The organism is Azospirillum largimobile, from assembly GCF_977007025.2.
On sequence record NZ_CDRMUA020000004.1, the window covers coordinates 125,674 to 141,208 of the forward strand.

At 68.1% G+C, this 15,535-nt stretch carries 14 protein-coding genes; 1 reads left to right on the forward strand and 13 read right to left on the reverse strand.

The genetic code is table 11. The features are described from left to right. The first annotated feature begins 70 nt into the window (after positions 1 to 70). Positions 71 to 2,380, forward strand: coding sequence for a tetratricopeptide repeat protein (locus ACWPKK_RS22055; protein ID WP_452008497.1), 2,310 nt, complete (start codon positions 71 to 73; stop codon positions 2,378 to 2,380). 15 nt (positions 2,381 to 2,395) lie between these two features. Here ACWPKK_RS22055 and ACWPKK_RS22060 read toward each other — a convergent pair whose 3' ends face one another. The 13 genes from ACWPKK_RS22060 to ACWPKK_RS22120 all read right to left on the reverse strand — a co-directional run bounded on the left by ACWPKK_RS22060 (position 2,396) and on the right by ACWPKK_RS22120 (position 15,420). Next, positions 2,396 to 2,674, reverse strand: coding sequence for a hypothetical protein (locus ACWPKK_RS22060; protein ID WP_452008499.1), 279 nt, complete (start codon positions 2,672 to 2,674; stop codon positions 2,396 to 2,398). Continuing rightward, on the reverse strand, positions 2,664 to 3,284 hold the full coding sequence (locus ACWPKK_RS22065; RefSeq protein WP_452008501.1) for an RNA polymerase sigma factor: 621 nt from the start codon (positions 3,282 to 3,284) through the stop codon (positions 2,664 to 2,666). Before ACWPKK_RS22065 ends, ACWPKK_RS22060 begins: the two co-directional genes overlap by 11 nt. 49 nt (positions 3,285 to 3,333) lie before the next feature. Further along, positions 3,334 to 3,813 (reverse strand): flagellar export chaperone FliS, encoded by a 480-nt coding sequence (locus ACWPKK_RS22070; RefSeq protein ID WP_452008503.1) that lies wholly within the window; start codon positions 3,811 to 3,813, stop codon positions 3,334 to 3,336. Positions 3,814 to 3,877: 64 nt separating this feature from the next. Continuing rightward, positions 3,878 to 5,566 (reverse strand): flagellar filament capping protein FliD, encoded by a 1,689-nt coding sequence (gene fliD / locus ACWPKK_RS22075; protein WP_452008505.1) that lies wholly within the window; start codon positions 5,564 to 5,566, stop codon positions 3,878 to 3,880. 112 nt (positions 5,567 to 5,678) lie between these two features. Then, positions 5,679 to 6,503: a flagellin gene (locus ACWPKK_RS22080; protein ID WP_324871724.1), complete on the reverse strand. Its 825-nt coding sequence runs from the start codon at positions 6,501 to 6,503 to the stop codon at positions 5,679 to 5,681. Positions 6,504 to 6,627: 124 nt separating this feature from the next. Then, complete coding sequence (locus tag ACWPKK_RS22085; RefSeq protein ID WP_452008507.1) at positions 6,628 to 7,533, reverse strand: flagellin; 906 nt, start codon at positions 7,531 to 7,533, stop codon at positions 6,628 to 6,630. Positions 7,534 to 7,544: 11 nt separating this feature from the next. Beyond that, on the reverse strand, positions 7,545 to 9,305 hold the full coding sequence (flgK, locus tag ACWPKK_RS22090; RefSeq protein ID WP_452008509.1) for a flagellar hook-associated protein FlgK: 1,761 nt from the start codon (positions 9,303 to 9,305) through the stop codon (positions 7,545 to 7,547). Between the two features lie 30 nt (positions 9,306 to 9,335). Further along, entirely contained in the window at positions 9,336 to 9,929 is a 594-nt protein-coding gene (locus ACWPKK_RS22095; protein WP_452008512.1) for a hypothetical protein, read from the reverse strand. A gap of 94 nt (positions 9,930 to 10,023) precedes the next feature. Further along, positions 10,024 to 10,281, reverse strand: coding sequence for a hypothetical protein (locus ACWPKK_RS22100; RefSeq protein WP_452008514.1), 258 nt, complete (start codon positions 10,279 to 10,281; stop codon positions 10,024 to 10,026). A 4-nt stretch (positions 10,282 to 10,285) separates the two neighbouring features. Then, a complete protein-coding gene (gene flgE, locus ACWPKK_RS22105; protein WP_452008517.1) occupies positions 10,286 to 11,581 on the reverse strand; it encodes a flagellar hook protein FlgE in 1,296 nt (431 codons plus the stop codon). A gap of 41 nt (positions 11,582 to 11,622) precedes the next feature. Beyond that, entirely contained in the window at positions 11,623 to 12,330 is a 708-nt protein-coding gene (locus tag ACWPKK_RS22110) for a flagellar hook assembly protein FlgD (protein ID WP_452008520.1), read from the reverse strand. 281 nt (positions 12,331 to 12,611) lie between these two features. Continuing rightward, the gene (locus tag ACWPKK_RS22115) at positions 12,612 to 13,127 is read right to left on the reverse strand and encodes a hypothetical protein (RefSeq protein WP_452008522.1); all 516 of its coding nucleotides are present in this window, start codon (positions 13,125 to 13,127) and stop codon (positions 12,612 to 12,614) included. Between the two features lie 169 nt (positions 13,128 to 13,296). Beyond that, the gene (locus ACWPKK_RS22120; RefSeq protein ID WP_452008524.1) at positions 13,297 to 15,420 is read right to left on the reverse strand and encodes a 3-hydroxyacyl-CoA dehydrogenase NAD-binding domain-containing protein; all 2,124 of its coding nucleotides are present in this window, start codon (positions 15,418 to 15,420) and stop codon (positions 13,297 to 13,299) included. Positions 15,421 to 15,535: the final 115 nt, after the last annotated feature.

Below are 15,535 nucleotides of genomic sequence, written 5' to 3' on the forward strand. Positions count from 1 at the left end.
GGCACCGTACCAACGAACAGACGCGGCCCGAATGCCGCGGGACGAGTTCATTGACGGAACGGCGACGACCATGGACGGGAACGCGACACGGCGTACCGACAGCTTGCTGCGTCTTGCGGTCCAGCACCACAATGCCGGACAGATGGAGCGGGCGGAGCGGTTTTACCGCGAAATCCTGCGGATCGACCCGTCGCACGGCGACGCCGCCCATCTGCTCGGCCACATCGTCTTCCAGGACGGGCGCCGCACCGACGCCACCCGGCTGTTCGACACGGCAGCCCGGTCCAACACGCTGGTCGGCTCCTACCATCTGGCACTGGGACAGGCGCTGATGGAGGAGGGACGGGTGGACGCCGCGCTCGCCAGCGCCCGCCGCGCCCTGATCCTCAACCCCGACGACGCCGACGTGCGGTGCCTGCTGGGCTCGATCCTTGGGAAGCAGGGGCGGCCGGCGCCGGCACTCCGCTGCTACCGCACCGCCGCGCGGCTGGTGCCGGGTGCCGCCGAACCACGGATGGGCATGGGCAGGGCGCTGGAGGATCTGCGGCAGGCCGGCGCGGCACTCGGCTGCTACCGGCTGGCGGCACGGATGAGGCCGCAGGACGCCGCCATCCGCATCACGCTGGCGAATGCGCTGCGCCGCTGGGGCCAGCTGGCTGAGGCGGCTGCCGCTTATCAGGAGACTCTGCGGCTGGGCGTCGACAATGCCTCGGTCTGGGCCAATCTCGGCGCCACCCTGCAGGGGCTGGGCAGGCTGTCCGATGCGGAAACCGCTTATGTCCAGGCTTTGCGGCGCCAGCCGGACCATGCCGAGACCCGCAACAACCTGGGCCTGCTGCTGCATGCGCAGGGCCGCCACGCCGGTGCGCTGGAGTGGTTCCGCGCCGCTCTGGCGCTCGATCCCGGTCATCTGCCGGCGCTGGTCAATCTCGGGCTTGCGGAAGCGGCGCTCGGCCGCTCCGACCGTGCCGAGCGTTGCCATCGCCGCGCCATCGCCCGCGAACCCCGGCAGGCCGAGGCATGGAACAATCTCGGCAACGCCTGCAAGGCGCAGGGACGCCGTGACGAGGCGGAAGCGTGCTGGAAACGCGCATTGGCGCTGAATCCCGTCTTCGCCGACGCGCTCGGCAACCTCGGCGCGGATCTTTCGGACAGCGAGGATTTCGGACCGGCGGCGGTGAAGGTGCGTCGCGCCATCCGGCTGCTGCCGGGGCATGCGCCGCTGCATGCCGTGCTGGCCTATGCGCTGAATGGCGCGCAGAGGACCGCCGAGGCCGGGGCCGCCTGCCGCCATGCGCTGGCACTGGGGCCGGCGCTGGCCGATCCGCTCTGCACCCTGGGGCTGGCGGAGCAGCGGCAGGGACGTGCCGATGCCGGCCGCTGGTTCGGGCGTGCGGTCGCCGCCTCGCCCGGCCATGCCCTGGCCCGCTTCAACCGCGGGCTGTTGTCGCTGGAGCGTGGGGCGCTGAACGACGGCTGGGCCGACTACGCCTTCCGCTTCAAAGCCGGTCGCGTGCGTCCGGAGCGGCGCTTTACCATCCCGGAATGGACCGGCCAGCCGCTGGCCGGCAAGCGCCTGTTCGTCTGGCGCGAGCAGGGGGTGGGGGACGAGTTCCTGTTCGCCTCCTGCTATCCCGACCTGATCAAGCTGGCGGGGACCGTGGTGATCGAATGCGAGCGCCGGCTGGTGCCGCTGTTCGCCCGGTCCTTTCCCAAGGCCACCATGCGCGCCGGGCAGCCGTCCTGCGGGCTGGTGGAGGCGGAGACGGTCGACTGCGACTATCACATTCCGGCCGGTTCGGTCCCGCGCCTGCTGCGGGACCAGCTGTCGGCCTTTCCGACCCGGTCCTGCTGGCTGTTCGCCGACGGCGGCCGCGTCGCCGACTGGCGGGAGCGGTTGGACGGCGCCGGCGACGGCCTGCGCGTCGGCATCAGCTGGCGCAGCCAGGTGATGACCGCCGACCGTCGCGGCGCCTATCTGCCGCTGGACGCCTGGGGCCCGGTCTTCGCCGTTCCCGGCGTCACCTTCGTGAACCTGCAGTATGACGACTGCCGGCGCGAAATCCTGGAGGCGGAGGGTCGGTTCGGACAGCCAATCTACGGCTGGACCGGTTTGGATTTGCGCGATGATTTCGAGGAGACGGCGGCACTGGTCTCCGCGCTGGACCTCGTCATCGCGCCCGCGAACTCCGTGGCGGAACTTGCCGGTGCGCTGGGAGTGCCGGTCTGGCGCTTCGGCAATCGTGACTGGACGCAGCTCGGCACCGCCGGGCGGCCCTGGTATCCGTCGATGCGCCTGTTCCAGCCGCTGGGCGGCCAGGGGCTTGAGCAGGCGATGGAGCGCATCGCAGGGGAACTGCGGCGGGTGGCCGGGGGCTGACCCGGCGAGGAAATGCTACATCAGCCGCGTCGGCTGATCGCCATCCTCATCGAAGCCGCGCTCCGACGGCGGCAGGCGGAAGGCTGCGGCGAAGATGCGGTCGGCTAGGCCCGGCGGGGGACGATCCTCAGACCGGCCGAGCGCCAGTTCCATCGTCACCATCTCGTCCAGCATCGCCTGCGCCTTGACCGAACGCAGAAGAAGGCGCCGCGCGTCCCGGGCCACATCGGCGGGCCAGAGGGCGAGGTCGCCTCCGTGGCGATCGAGCCGATCGCGAAACTCCTCATCCGTCATCGAAGGAATCCCTGGCCGCCTGCGCACTGGCGCGCAGCAGCAGCCGGAGCTGCTGGCGCGCGCGTTTCAAAAGGGATTCTACAGCACCTATGCTGATTTGCATAACGCCGGCGATGTCGGCGTTGCTCAAATTCTCATAATAAAACAGCGTCACGGCGGCGCGCTGCTGCGGAGTCAGCTTGTTCTGGGCGTCAAGAAGGCGGGCGGCGACCTGCCGGCGGTGAATGGTGCTGACGGCATCGGGAGCGCCGTCCGACGGCTCCGCCACCGCATCCAGATCCTGGCCGACCGGCCGGCGCTTGTGGTCGATGCAGCGGTTCACCACCACCCGGTAGAGCCAGGTGGTGAAGCGGGCCCCGCCGTCGTCGGTCCATTGGGCGCGGCGCTGCCAGACCTGGAGGAAGGCATCCTGCACGACATCCTCCGCCTCCGCCTCGTTGCCGGTCAGGCGGCGGGCCAGCGCATAGGTGCGCTTCAGGTGACGGTGGACCAGGCGCCGGTAGGCCGTCTGGCTGCCCGACCGGATTTGCGCCATCAGCGCCTCGTCCGGATCCTCGTCCAGGGGAATGATGGCGCCGGCGGCACGCCCTTGCGTCACCTCGCCGGACATGACCGATCCGTGATCGGGGCGCCCGCAGTCGTCCGGCCGGCGCCTGGCATCAAGCCGAGAGTCCGCCATGAGCATGATCCATCGTTCTCCCGACGACGGATGCATGCAGCCCTTTGGCCGGGGCACCGACGACAGTGGATGGCCCGCCGCGTTCTGCGGCGATGGCCTGCCAGGCCTTCAGCATGAAGGATGTCTGGCTGATCAGTGACTCGCAGGCCGCAACCGGATCCTTCCGGCTGGCGGCGGCGCCCGCCTGTGCGATCAGCCGGCGGTAGAACCGCCGGAGCGTCCAGGCGATATCCTCATATTTGTCGAAAATTAGAATGGAATCAAGGCCGGCGAACACCATGACGGCGCGCTGGATGGCCGCATGATGGTGGTCGAAGCGGCGTGCGGCGGCGGCGTCGCGTGCGGCGTGCAGGTGGATCATCGCCCGCTCGTAGAGCCGCACCACGGCGACCAGCGGCGGCACCGTGCTGTTGGCGACGGCATAGGCGTTCAGGGCTTTCGAATAGGCGGAGTTGCGCATGGCGCCGGATCCTCGTGATGGGGATGAGGTCTGCCCGATGGAGCCCCGACCGGAGCCTCCCAAGTCAGTCGTCATCGTCGTCGCTGTAGGTCAGCTGCTTCAGCAGCAGCGCCGCGGTTTCGGCGGCGGCCTCCAGCCGGGCGTAATATGCGGTCAGCGTGCTGCGGTAGGTCTCCGCCCTGGTGCGGATGTCGTCCGACCGGCTCTGCAGCGTCGTGTCCTGGGCTTCCAGGTCGTCGACGGCGGTCGCAAGGTCGCTGTCGTAATCGGCCGCCGCCGCATCGATGGCACCGTACAGCTTGTCCGCCAAGCCTCGCGAGAAGTCGACATCGACGCCGCCGCTGCCGCCGGTATAGACCAGCACGATGCCCTGGTATGCGGTGCCTTCGGCACCGATGATGCGGTTGCCGCTGACGGTGAACAGATCGCTGTCGCCGTTGACCGACGCCGATGTCAGCGTCCCGTCGTCGCCCCTGACGATGTCGAGCGTGAAGGACAGCGACGACTGCGTGGTCTCGTAGCGCAGCAGCGACAACTGGCTCGACGACGAGGTCATGGTGAGGCCGAGCAACTGCTGCACGGCGTCGACGTCGCTGGTGAGGATGCTGTTCAGCGTGTCCTCGTCCAGCTCCAGGTTGTTGGAACCGTCGAAGGTGATGCCGAGCGCGGCCAGCGACAGCACGGTCCCGTCGTCGGTGGTGATGGAAGTGTTCAGCGCGCTCGACACCGAATGCGTGATCTGGCGGAGCAGGCTGTCGGCGAACAGCGTCGCGTCCTCGCTCGCCTCGCCGTCCGAGGTGGTCGACTGCTGGGTGAGTACGAACTCGCGGTAGGCGTTGTAGGCATCGACGAAATCGGTGATCGCGGATTTGATCGACGACAGGTCGGTCGAGATCTCCATGGAGACCGCCGTATCGGGGCTGGCGCTGTACAGGTTCAGCGTCACGCCATCGATGGCGTCGTCGATGGTGTTGGAACGGCGGGTGACGGTGACGCCGTCGATCTCGACGATCGCGTCCTGGACCGCCACCAACTCGTTTTTTATCGCGCCGTCGCCGTCGGTGAGGCCCAGGGAGGACAGCACCCCGTCGCCGCCGTCGGTCAACGTGATCTCCTCGCCGGTGTTGTCGGCGGTCAGGATCAGCCGATAGCTGCTGTCGCTGACCTGCACGATGCTGGCGGTCACGCCGCTCGTCGACTTTTGCGCGTTGATGGCGTCGCGCAGGTCGGTCAGGCTGTCGTCGCTGTCCATGGAGATGGTCACGGCGGTGCCGTCCGCCGCCTGCAGCGTGAAGCTGCCGGAATAACCCAGCGCGTCGGTCTTGCTGCCGGTGCCGTCGGCGGCGAACTTGTGCCTGGTGGCGATCTGCTGCACCACCACCGAATAGGTGCCCACCTCGGTACCGTCGTCCACCGTGGCGCTGAACACGTCATCGTCGCCGATATAGGCGGCGCGCTGGCTGAACAGGTTGCTGGAGGCGCCGGTCGATTTGCTGCGGTTGCGCAGACCGTCCAACGACTCGTTCACCGTCTGCAGCAGATTCTGCAGGTCCGTGTAGGCGGTGATCTTCGCCTCGTTGGCGGTGATCTTGGTGTCGATCCGGTCGGCCTTCACCAGTCGCGCATTGACCTTCGCCTCGATCAGCAGGGAATAGTCGATGCCCGTCCCGGAATCGGTGGAGGTCAGCGCCGAGTATCCGGTGCCGGCGGCCGTCGTGCTGGTGGTGCTGGTTGTCGAAGTGACTGTGGACATGGCGGTGGTGATCCCCCCGATGCTTCACCGTCGCCGGCCGGCGGCACCCTGCGCGTGCATGAAGCCGTGCCGAGCGCGCCGGACCGGCGACCACCGAACCGTCGGCGAACCGTCAGCGGAGAAGGGAGAGCAGGTTTTCCGGCATCGAATTCGCCTGCGACAGGACGGCGATGGCCGCCTGTGTCAGCACCTTCTCGGAGGCGAGCTGCGACTGCTGGGCCGCGACGTCGACGTCCATGATCGCGGACTGCGCCGCCTCGGTGTTCTCGATGGTGGTGTCGATCATGTCGCTGCGGAACTCGAAGCGCGAGATCAGCGCACCGACATCGGCACGGGCGTCCGACAGGCTGGTCACCGCGGTGTCGAGCGCCGTCAGCGCGGCGGCGGCGGTGGCCGAGGTGCCGACATCGAGCGTGTTGATGCCCAAACCCGTCGTGGTCACGTTGCCGATGGTGACCGTAATGTTGTCGGTGGCGGTGGTGCCAACCCGGAAGTTGACGCCCGACGCCCACTGCTCGGTGCCGTCGAGCAGCGATTCGTCGTTGAATCGGGTGCCCGACGCGATGCCGTCGATTTCGTCCTGCAGCTGCTGGAACTCGGCGTCGAGATAGGCGCGCTCGTTGTCGGTGACCGAACCGGAGAGCGACTGCGTCGCCAGCGAGCGCATGCGCTGGACGATGTCGGAGATGCTGGACATGCCGCCATCGGCGGTCTGCAGGATCGACGAACCGTGCGAGGCGTTGGTCGCCGCCTGGTTCAGCACCGTGATGTCCGACTGCAGCGAAGTGCCGACGGCGAGGCCCGCCGCGTCGTCCGACGCCTTGGTGATGCGCGAGCCGCTGGCGATCTTGGACACCGAATCCGACTGGTTTTCGGAGTTGATGTTCAGATAGCGAAGCGCCGAATTGGAAGCCGTGTTGGTCGTGATGACGGGCATGATCTGGTCTCCTGATCGAACCGGGGCCGTTTCGGCGACCCTCACAGGGACTCACGGCGGACGCGGCGAAAGCTGGCGGGGTTTTTCGATCGGGCCAGCGCTTTTTTGCGCGCCTTCGCGGCGGTCACAGGTAGTCGGACAGGCTGTTCTCTTCGAGGATCTTCATCAGGCTCATGGTCGCTTCCAGCGAGGCCTGGAGCTGGGACAGCCTGGTGGTGGACTCGGCCAGGTCGATGCTGCGGATGTCGTCGACCTGGGTCTGCAGCACCAGCTGCTCGTCCACATGGCGGTCGATGGTGTTCTCCAGCGACGCGCTGGCGGCACCCAGCTTGGCCTGGACGATGGTCAGCCCGTCGGTCGCATCGGATGCCAGTTGCGTCGCTTCGGCCAGCAGGTCCTCGTCCACCGGATCGGTCGACATGCCGGCGATCAGGCTGAAGGCGCGCAGGGCCTTCTCAAAGGCCGGATCGTCGGCGGTCACCCCGTAGGACAGCACGAAATCATCGGCCGCCTGATAATGCGTGACGGTGGAATCGCCCTGGTAATAGCTGGTGTCGGCGCTCGACGGGTAGGTCTGGGCAGTGTAGCTGTCGAGATCGACCGCCGTCTGGTCGGTGCGCCCGCCGGCGAACAGGTAGCGGCCGTCCTGCCGGGTGTTCATCAGCCCGGCGAGTTCCTCCATCAGCTGGGCGGCTTCCGCCACCACGCCTTCGACGCCGGCGGCGTTGTCGCCCTGCAGCCCGGTGATCAGCGCGCCGAGGCGGGAGGTGAGGTCGGTCATGCTGCCGACCGCGTCATACATCGACTGGATGCGGCCGTTCACGACCTCGCCCTCGTCGATATACTGTTCCAGACGGCGGTAATGGCTTTCCAGATTGACCAGCCGGCTGCTGTCGGTGGCGATGCCCTTGTAATAGGTGGAGTTCAGGCCGGACGCCGACCGGATCTGCTCGGCCGCCACCTTGGCCTCGGCCTTCAGCATGTACTGGACGAGCGTGTTCTGATGGTTGTAGGTCGCGACCCGTTCCATCGCGGTCTCCTTTACTGAACCATGTCCAGCGCCGTGTCGAACATCTCCTGCAGCGTCTTCATGACCGCGGCAGCGGCCTCGTAGGCGGATTGCAGGGTGGAGATCGCAGCCGTCTCCTCGTCGACGTTGACGCCGCTCCGGGACGAGAAGGTCGTCTCCAGGCTGGTGGTGTAGGTTTCCTGGCTATCCAGGGCGGTGGCCGCCTTCTCGGCGAGCGTGGCCGCTCCCTGGATCACGGCGCCGGCATAGCCGGCGAAGGTGGTGCTGCGGGCGCTCAGGCTCCCTGCGGCATCGAAGGCGTAGCCGGTGGAGTAGGCCACCGACAGGGCGCTGGCGACCGACCCCTCGCCGCTGGCCAGCACCGTGTCGCCGGCGGTCAGGCCGCTGGTGGAGGACAGGGCGCCGGTGGCGAGCAGGCTGCTGTCCTCGGCGATGCGCGTCGCCACCTTGATGTCGGAGGCGCCAGTGCCGGTCAGCAGGTCGTTCAGTCCGTAGGCGTCGGAAAAGGCGCCGGTCGTCCCGTCATTGGCGTCGCCGCCGAGCGCGATGCCGTTGCTGGAACTGTCGGCGGAGATCACAAGCTTGCCGTCGGCGGAGATCGAGGCGGACGCGGTGCTCATCGTGTTGATGGCGTCCACCACGTCCTGCAGCGTCGACATGGTGGACAGGTCGATGTCCAGAACCTCCGCCGCCGTGCCGCTGCTGTCGGTGACGGCGACGCGCAGCGTCCCGCTGGTCACCGCCAGCGCATCGCCGGCCGACACCGTTTCGGTTCCCGTCAGCGTCTGCGGCGCGGGATAGGAGGTGCCCTGGTTCTGAATGGCGTTCATCGTGTCGATCAGCGTCGTCGCCAGCTCGTCCAGCGCCGCCTGCTGGGCGGGCAGGTCGCTGTCGCGCAGCTGCACCAGCGCGCCCAGCGAGCCTCCCAGCAAAGAGCTGGTGATGTCCACGCCGTTCAGCATGATGCCGTTGAAGCCGCTGCTGCCGCTGGCGCTGTAGGCCGTGCAGGCGCTCACCGACGAGGCCGCCGTGTAGGACAGCTCGTGCACCGCGCTGTCGAGCAGCGACTTGCCCGACGCGGTGGAGATGCGCATCAGCCCGCTGTCGTCGACCTGATAGGTGACATCGAGGTTCGAGGCGAGGCTCTTCAGCGCGGTGTTGCGCTGGTCCTCCAGGTCGGTGACGTTCTGGCCCAGCGCCTTGCCCCGGACGATTTGGTCGTTCAGGTCGTCGATGCTGTTCAGCGTCTCGTTGATGGTGTCGACGGTGGTGGCGATCTCGTCGTCGGCCTGGGCGCGCAGCGACTGGATGGTGGAGGAGGTGTTGCGCAGCGTCTCCGCCAGATCGGACAGGTCCTGAACGGTGGCCGCCTTGGCGCTCTCGCTTGCCGGGGAGGTGGCGAGCGTGCCCAGCGTGTCGGCCAGCGCGTCGATCATCGACCTGATGTCGGTGCCGGTGCTCTCCTCGTCCGCCGTCACGCTGCCCAGGGCCGACTGCATCTGGTCGAGGTAGCCGTCGCGCGTTTCGGCATAGCCGAGGTCCGACTGCGCCGACACGATGGTCTTCAGCAGATAGCGGTCGACGTTGCTGGAGACGGAGGTCACGTCGACGCTGGAGATGCCGGTTCCCGTGTCGCGGGTGATGGTCGAGGACGTCTTGCGGGTGTAGCCCTCGGTATCGGCGTTGGCGACGTTGGAGGAGGCGACGGCCATCCCGACTTCGGACGTGCGCAATGCCGATGTGGCGATGGAACTGGCGACGCGAAGCGACATGGCGCGGCCTCCCTCTCCTTCGTTGCGGTGTCAGACCGTCACGCCGACGGCGTGGCCGGTGGTGCGCTTCGCCACCCTTGCGCCGCACCGCGCGCCGGGACCGTAGGCGACGCCGTAGACGCCGGCGGGGGCGGTGGAGGCGGCGCGCAGGGCGGCGCCGATGGCGCTCTGGCGGGCACGATGAACCTTGATCTGCGCCTCCATCACCCGCATGCGGGCAGCCAGCGTCGGCAGCACCTGCCCGGCGGCGGCCTTGGCCGCGCCGCGCACGGCCGGGGCGACGCGCTTGCTGCGCGCCTGGGCCAGCGCATCGGTCAGCCGGTCCTTCCAGGCCATCAGCAGGGTCTGCATGTCGCCCGCCGCCAGCAGCGCGTCGCGCGGCCGGCCTTCGCGCACCGCCGCCTCCGCCCGCGCCGCCGCGCGATCCAGTTCGACGACGAAGCCCTCCAGAACCACCACCGCGTCGACGCGCAGGAAGATCGTGGGCGTGTCCGGAATTGCGGATGCCGTCCGCGGTTCAGCCTTCGTCAGCTTGAGCTTGGGCGTCTCGGAATTCGCCGTTTCGGATTTCGCCGTTTCGGATTTCGGTTGGGCGGGCTTGCGCAGGGTGTGCTTGAGCGCCATGGCGTAGGCTCCGGGGTGTGGATGTCAGGTTCCACGGCGGGAGAGGGAAAAGCTGGCGCGGAATTTTCGGGAGGAGGGGCGGCGTCGACTGCCCTTACCGCCGCGCCGCCAACGCCTTGCCATAGGCGCTGACCGCCGCGCTGGCGGCCCGGCCACGGTGGATGCGGGCGGCGAGCGCACGCTTTTCGATGCCCAGCCGGTCGATCAGCGCGATGAGGTCGTCGGCCATCGCCAGCCGCTCGGCCCGCGTGCTGCTGCGGGCCAGAAGCGACCGCGCCTGCACCGTGAGCCGGCGGTGTTCCAGCAGCAGGCTTTCGGCGTGGGCGAACCCTTCGTCCGGTGCGGCGGCCATGGCGTCACCGCTTCATCGAGATCAGCGTGTCCAGCATGTCCTGCGCCGTGGTCATCACCTTGGACGCCGCGGAATAGGCCTGCTGGGCGACGATCATGCGGCTGAACTCGTCGGTCAGCTCGACGGTGGAGCTTTCCAGGGACCCGGCCTCGATGTCGCCGGCCTTGCCGTCTCCGGCGGTGCGCAGCTGGTAGCTGCCGGACTCGTAGGTCTGGGTGAAGGTGGTGCCGCTCTCGCTGTCCAGCCCGTCGGCATTGGCGAAGGTCGCGATCGGGATCTGGTAGATCGCCCGCGTTTCGCCGTTGTCGAAGGTGGCGCGGACCACGCCTTCGTTGTCGATGGTGGTGCCGGTCAGGGAACCCGGTTCGTAACCGTCCTGGGTCGAGGTCCAGTCGCCGATCTCCGGATCGTCCTCGCCGGACGCATATTGCGTCAGCCCGTCGGTGCCGTCGGCGGTGCCGAGATCCATCGAGACGCTGCTGTCGCCGGCGCCCGTCGTCCATCCGGTGACGGAGAAGGCGATTGCGGAGGGATCGACCGCCGTGCCGTTCTGGGTGGCGCCGGCCAGCGACCCGTCTTCGTTGAACTCGATCGTGATCGGGAAGCCGGAAATGGTGCCGGTCGTGGTCGTACCGTCGTCCGAGCTGACCGGGTTGGACGCGCTGACCGACCATGTGTTGTCGGCGGTCTTGCTCCAGGTCATGGTGACGGAGTGGCTGTTGCCCAGCGCGTCGAACATCTCGACGTCGGAGGTGAAGCTGTCGCCGGTCTCGGCATCGGACGGCAGGTTGGCTTCGATCCCCAGGGTGGAGGTTGCCTTCGGCGTTCCCTTGATGTTGGACAGGTTGATGGATTCCAGGCTGTCGACGGAGGTCTTGTTGCTTGCGCTCACATTGCCGCTGTCGTCCAGCTTCCAGCCGGAGAGATAGTAGCCCTCCGAATTCACCAGATACCCGTCTGAATCGGTGCTGAAGGAGCCGTTGCGGGTGAAGTAGGTCCCGCCGTCCGCCGTGTCGTCCGACACCACGAAGAAGCCCTCGCCGTTCACCGCCAGGTTGGTGGTGACGCTGGACGTCTCGATCTCGCCCTGGCTGCTGATGCTTCGGGTGTTCGATGCGATGACGCCGCCGACCTGCTCGTCGACCGTGGTGGTCTTGTTGATGTAGGAGGTGAACTCGGTGACGGTGCCCTTGAAGCCGGTGGTGCTGGAATTGGCGATGTTGCTGGAGATGCTGGCGAGCGCCTTGCTCTGGGCGGTCAGCCCGGACGTGGCGCTGTACATGGCGCTGGTGATGCTCATCGCGGCACCTGTCGTCTGGTGTTCGGGGAGGGGAGGGGAGGTCAGGACACCGACAGCACGTCGTCGGCCGACACGCTGACGCCGCCGACGCTCAGCACCGCGGTGCCGGACGAGCTGTCGACCGAGGTCACGGTGCCCTTGAACCGCGTCGTCGTGTCGATGGCGTTGCCGTTGGCGTCGAGCGCGGTGATCGACAGCGTGTAGGTGCCGCTGCTGTAGCTGCTGCCGTCGGTGCCGACGCCGTCCCAGGTCACCTCATGGGTGCCGGCGGCGGTGGAGGAGCTGACGTCGCTGTAGACCGTGTTGCCGCTGGAATCGGTGATGGTCAGCTTGACCGAGGCGGCGGTGGACTCCAGGTCGTATTCCCAGGTCGCCTCGCCGTCCTGCAGCGGGGTGGTGGAGCCTTCCGCCTCGACCGTCTGCCCGTAGTAGTTGATGGCGCTGCTGGTGGAGCCCAGAGCGGAGGTCAGGGAGGTGCTGAGGTCCGACACCGTGCTGGTCAGCTCGTCGATCTTGTCGCCGATCGACATCTGCTGCTCCAGCGACGCGAGCTGGACCAGCTGGGTGGTGTATGTGCTGGCGTCGACCGGGTTGGTCGGGTCCTGGACCTCCAGCTGCTTCAGAAGCAGGGTGAGGAAGGACTGGTAGTTTTCGACCAGCGAGCCCGAAGAACTGCTCGTTGAGGAACTGTTGGACGAGGAGCTCGTCGTGGCCGTCAAGGTTGTAGAGCTGACAGAATCGACCAGCATCGCCTTCTCCACCCAATCGCGGCCCGTTCGCGGAATCCGGGCGGGATTTCGCGGCGGTTCGGGCCGATGTCGTTCTGGAATGGGCGACGGTCAGGCGCCGCCCCGTTCGTTCTGTGGCTATCCACGGAACGCCCGGCGAAAGCTGGCGCGGTTTTTTCGGGGAAAATGCGGCTGCAATAAAAAGCCCCGGCGGGAGGTGAGTCCGGCCGGGGCGAAAAGGCAGGTGAGACGACGATGACTGCAGGAAAAACGGATACGAAACAGCCGTTACGGGAAAACCGTCAGCAGGCGTGGCGCAGATCGGATCGACCGGGGGAGGTCGCCGGCCGATGCGCCGCGGTGACGGGGAAGGCCAGAACCGACGGGCGGCCATCGGACACCCGAAGGGCATCCGCAGGCTCCCGGCCGTTCAGCAGCCACTGGTAGGCGGCGGCGATGGCGACCCGGTCGCGGCCCTCGGTGAAGAGGACGCGCAGGCCGGTGGCCGTCTCGCTGGCGCCCGTGCCGCCGCTGCGGCGGACCGCATCGCACAGCGCGTGGCCGAGCCGGAGGTCCGGCACCAGAACCGCACTGAACCCGGCCTGGGCCAGGACCGACGCCAATGCTCCCAGGTGGGACGGCGGCAGGGGGGACTTGCCGACCTCCCGCAAATCCAGGAACAGGCGGGAGCCCGTGCCGGCGCCGGACAGCACGTTGCGCAGCGTCCCGAGCCAGGCGGAGGGGGGAGCAAGAGGAAGGCCGGTGCAGGCGACGGCGTGGAGACCCCAGTCGGTGGCTGCGACGGTGATGTCCTTCATGCTCTTCCCCTTCGATCAGGTCCGGGCCGTTTCAGGACCGCTCCGCCGGTTCCGCCGCCTGGGGGGACGGGTGGGGGCCGGTGGAGCGGCTCCGTGGGAAGAGTATAGGGAAGATTCCTAACAATCGGTAACACAAACTAGTTTCGGGGCTGTAATCCATATTCCGGATTCAGCATCCGATCGGCTGTCCGTCCGCCGCCCGTTGCAGCAGCAAAGTGGACGGGCGCCATTGCGGTCCGCCGATGTCCCGGTGGTAACGCTGCACGGCTGCGGCGATTTTGCCCAGCCCTTCGCGGTCGGCCCAGAACAGCAGGCCGCCGCGCCAGGACGGGAAGCCGTAGCCGTGCAGCCAGATGGCGTCGATGTCGACCGGCCTTGCGGCGATGCCTTCCTCCAGGATCTTGGCGGCTTCATTGACCATGGCGTAGAGGCAGCGTTCGCGAACCTCCTCGTCGCTGACGGCACGCGGGGTGATGCCGCGGCGGCGGCGGTCCTCCTCGATCACCGCCGCCACCTCCGGATCGGGAATGGGGGTGCGGCTGCCGGGTTCGTAGCGGTAGACCCCGGCGGAGGTCTTCTGGCCATACCGGCCGCGTTCGGCCAGCACGTCCAGCCAGTTGGGCGCCTGCGCCTCGGGATCGCCGGCCTTGCGGCGCTCCTCGCGGATGCGCCAGCCGACATCGATGCCGGCAAGGTCGGTCATCGAGAAATGGCCGAGCGGGAAGCCGAACTCCGTCAGCACGCGGTCGACCTGCTCGGGGCTGGCGCCCTCCTCGACCAGAGCCATCGACTCGCGCCCGCGCTGGTGCAGGATGCGGTTGCCGACGAAGCCGTAGCAGACGCCGACCGCCACGCCCACCTTGCCGATCCGCCGCGCCAGTCCTATCACCGTCGCCAGCACGGTGTCGGAGGTGCGGGCGCCGCGCACCACCTCCAGCAGGCGCATGACGTTGGCCGGGCTGAAGAAATGCATGCCCAGCACGTCCTGCGGCCGGCCGGTCGCCGCAGCGATGGCGTCGACATCCAGCGTCGAGGTGTTGGTGGCGAGGATCGCGCCCGGCTTGCAGGCCTCGTCCAGCATCCGGAAGATGGTTTGCTTGACCTCCATGCTCTCGAACGCCGCCTCCACCACCAGATCGGCGTCGGCGAGGTCGCCATAGGACAGGGTGGGGTGGATCAGCCCCATCCGCTCCTCCACCTGCGCGGCGGTCAGCCGGCCCTTGCGGGCGGTGGATTCGTAGTTGCGGCGAATGGCGGCGGTGCCGCGGTCGAGCGCCTCCTGCGCACTGTCCACCAGCACCACCGGAATGCCGGCATTGGCGAAGCACATGGCGATGCCGCCGCCCATGGTGCCGGCCCCGATCACCCCGACCTTGCGGATGTCGCGCGTCGGCGTGCCGGCGGGCAGGCCGGGGACCTTCGCCACCTCGCGCTCCGCGAAGAAGGCGTGGATCAGGCCGGCGCGCTGGGGCGAGTCCATGCAGGCAAGGAACAGTTCCCGCTCGCGCGCCGTGCCTTCGGCGAAGGGCAGGGTGACGGCGGCCTCCACCGCATCGACGATCCGGTGGGGAGAGAACAGGTGCGGCTGACGCTTCGCCAGTTCCGCCCGTTTGGCTGCGAACAGGGCGGGATCGGTGCCGGCGATGCGGTCGGTACGGGCGCTGACCGGCTGCGGCATCCGCCCTTCCGCGAGCAGCCGGCTGGCGGCGCGCAGACCGGCATCAAGCGGCGAATTGCCGTCCTCCACCGCATCGACGAGGCCGATGGCCAAGGCCTCCTCCGCGCTCACCGGGTCGCCGGTCAGGATCATGTCGAGCGCCTTGGCCGCGCCGATCAGCCGCGGCAGCCGCTGGGTGCCGCCGGCGCCGGGCAGCAGGCCCAGCTTCACCTCCGGCAGGCCGAGCTTGGCGGATCTCAGCGCGACGCGGACATGGCAGGCCAGCGTCACCTCGAGCCCGCCGCCGAGCGCCGTACCATGGATGGCGGCGATCACCGGCTTGGCCGAGGCGTCGAGGCGCGCCACCACCTCCGGCAGGGTCGGCGGTGCGGACGGCTTGCCGAACTCCCGGATATCCGCCCCGGCCATGAAGGTGCGGCCGGCGCAGACCAGCAGAAGCGCTTCCGCCTCCCCATCGGCGAGCCCCGCCTCCAGCGCCGCCACCAGCCCGCTGCGCACGCCATGGCCGACGGCGTTCACCGGCGGATAGTCCACGGTGATGACGCCGACGCGCCCCTGGCGCGCGTACTGGACAGGATGGGACGGAACCGCTTCAGTCTGGGCCGGGGACGGCATCGGCGCTCTCCGAAAAGCCTTGAATCAGGGCACATCGGCCCGCGGACGGTCAGTCTAGCAGACCATCCGGCGAATTCAAGTTTTCGGAATATAGTTTTGCTATACGAAATTTACT

Coding starts and splice junctions, on each gene's coding strand:
- ACWPKK_RS22120 (WP_452008524.1), bottom strand. CDS start 15,420: ATGCCGTCCCCGGCCCAGACTGAAGCGGTTCCGTCCCATCCTGTCCAG.
- ACWPKK_RS22085 (WP_452008507.1), bottom strand. CDS start 7,533: ATGGAACGGGTCGCGACCTACAACCATCAGAACACGCTCGTCCAGTAC.
- ACWPKK_RS22110 (WP_452008520.1), bottom strand. CDS start 12,330: ATGCTGGTCGATTCTGTCAGCTCTACAACCTTGACGGCCACGACGAGC.
- ACWPKK_RS22070 (WP_452008503.1), bottom strand. CDS start 3,813: ATGCGCAACTCCGCCTATTCGAAAGCCCTGAACGCCTATGCCGTCGCC.
- ACWPKK_RS22065 (WP_452008501.1), bottom strand. CDS start 3,284: ATGTCCGGCGAGGTGACGCAAGGGCGTGCCGCCGGCGCCATCATTCCC.
- ACWPKK_RS22080 (WP_324871724.1), bottom strand. CDS start 6,503: ATGCCCGTCATCACGACCAACACGGCTTCCAATTCGGCGCTTCGCTAT.
- ACWPKK_RS22115 (WP_452008522.1), bottom strand. CDS start 13,127: ATGAAGGACATCACCGTCGCAGCCACCGACTGGGGTCTCCACGCCGTC.
- ACWPKK_RS22055 (WP_452008497.1), top strand. CDS start 71: ATGGACGGGAACGCGACACGGCGTACCGACAGCTTGCTGCGTCTTGCG.
- ACWPKK_RS22060 (WP_452008499.1), bottom strand. CDS start 2,674: ATGACGGATGAGGAGTTTCGCGATCGGCTCGATCGCCACGGAGGCGAC.
- ACWPKK_RS22095 (WP_452008512.1), bottom strand. CDS start 9,929: ATGGCGCTCAAGCACACCCTGCGCAAGCCCGCCCAACCGAAATCCGAA.
- flgE (WP_452008517.1), bottom strand. CDS start 11,581: ATGAGCATCACCAGCGCCATGTACAGCGCCACGTCCGGGCTGACCGCC.
- fliD (WP_452008505.1), bottom strand. CDS start 5,566: ATGTCCACAGTCACTTCGACAACCAGCACCACCAGCACGACGGCCGCC.
- flgK (WP_452008509.1), bottom strand. CDS start 9,305: ATGTCGCTTCGCGTCGCCAGTTCCATCGCCACATCGGCATTGCGCACG.
- ACWPKK_RS22100 (WP_452008514.1), bottom strand. CDS start 10,281: ATGGCCGCCGCACCGGACGAAGGGTTCGCCCACGCCGAAAGCCTGCTG.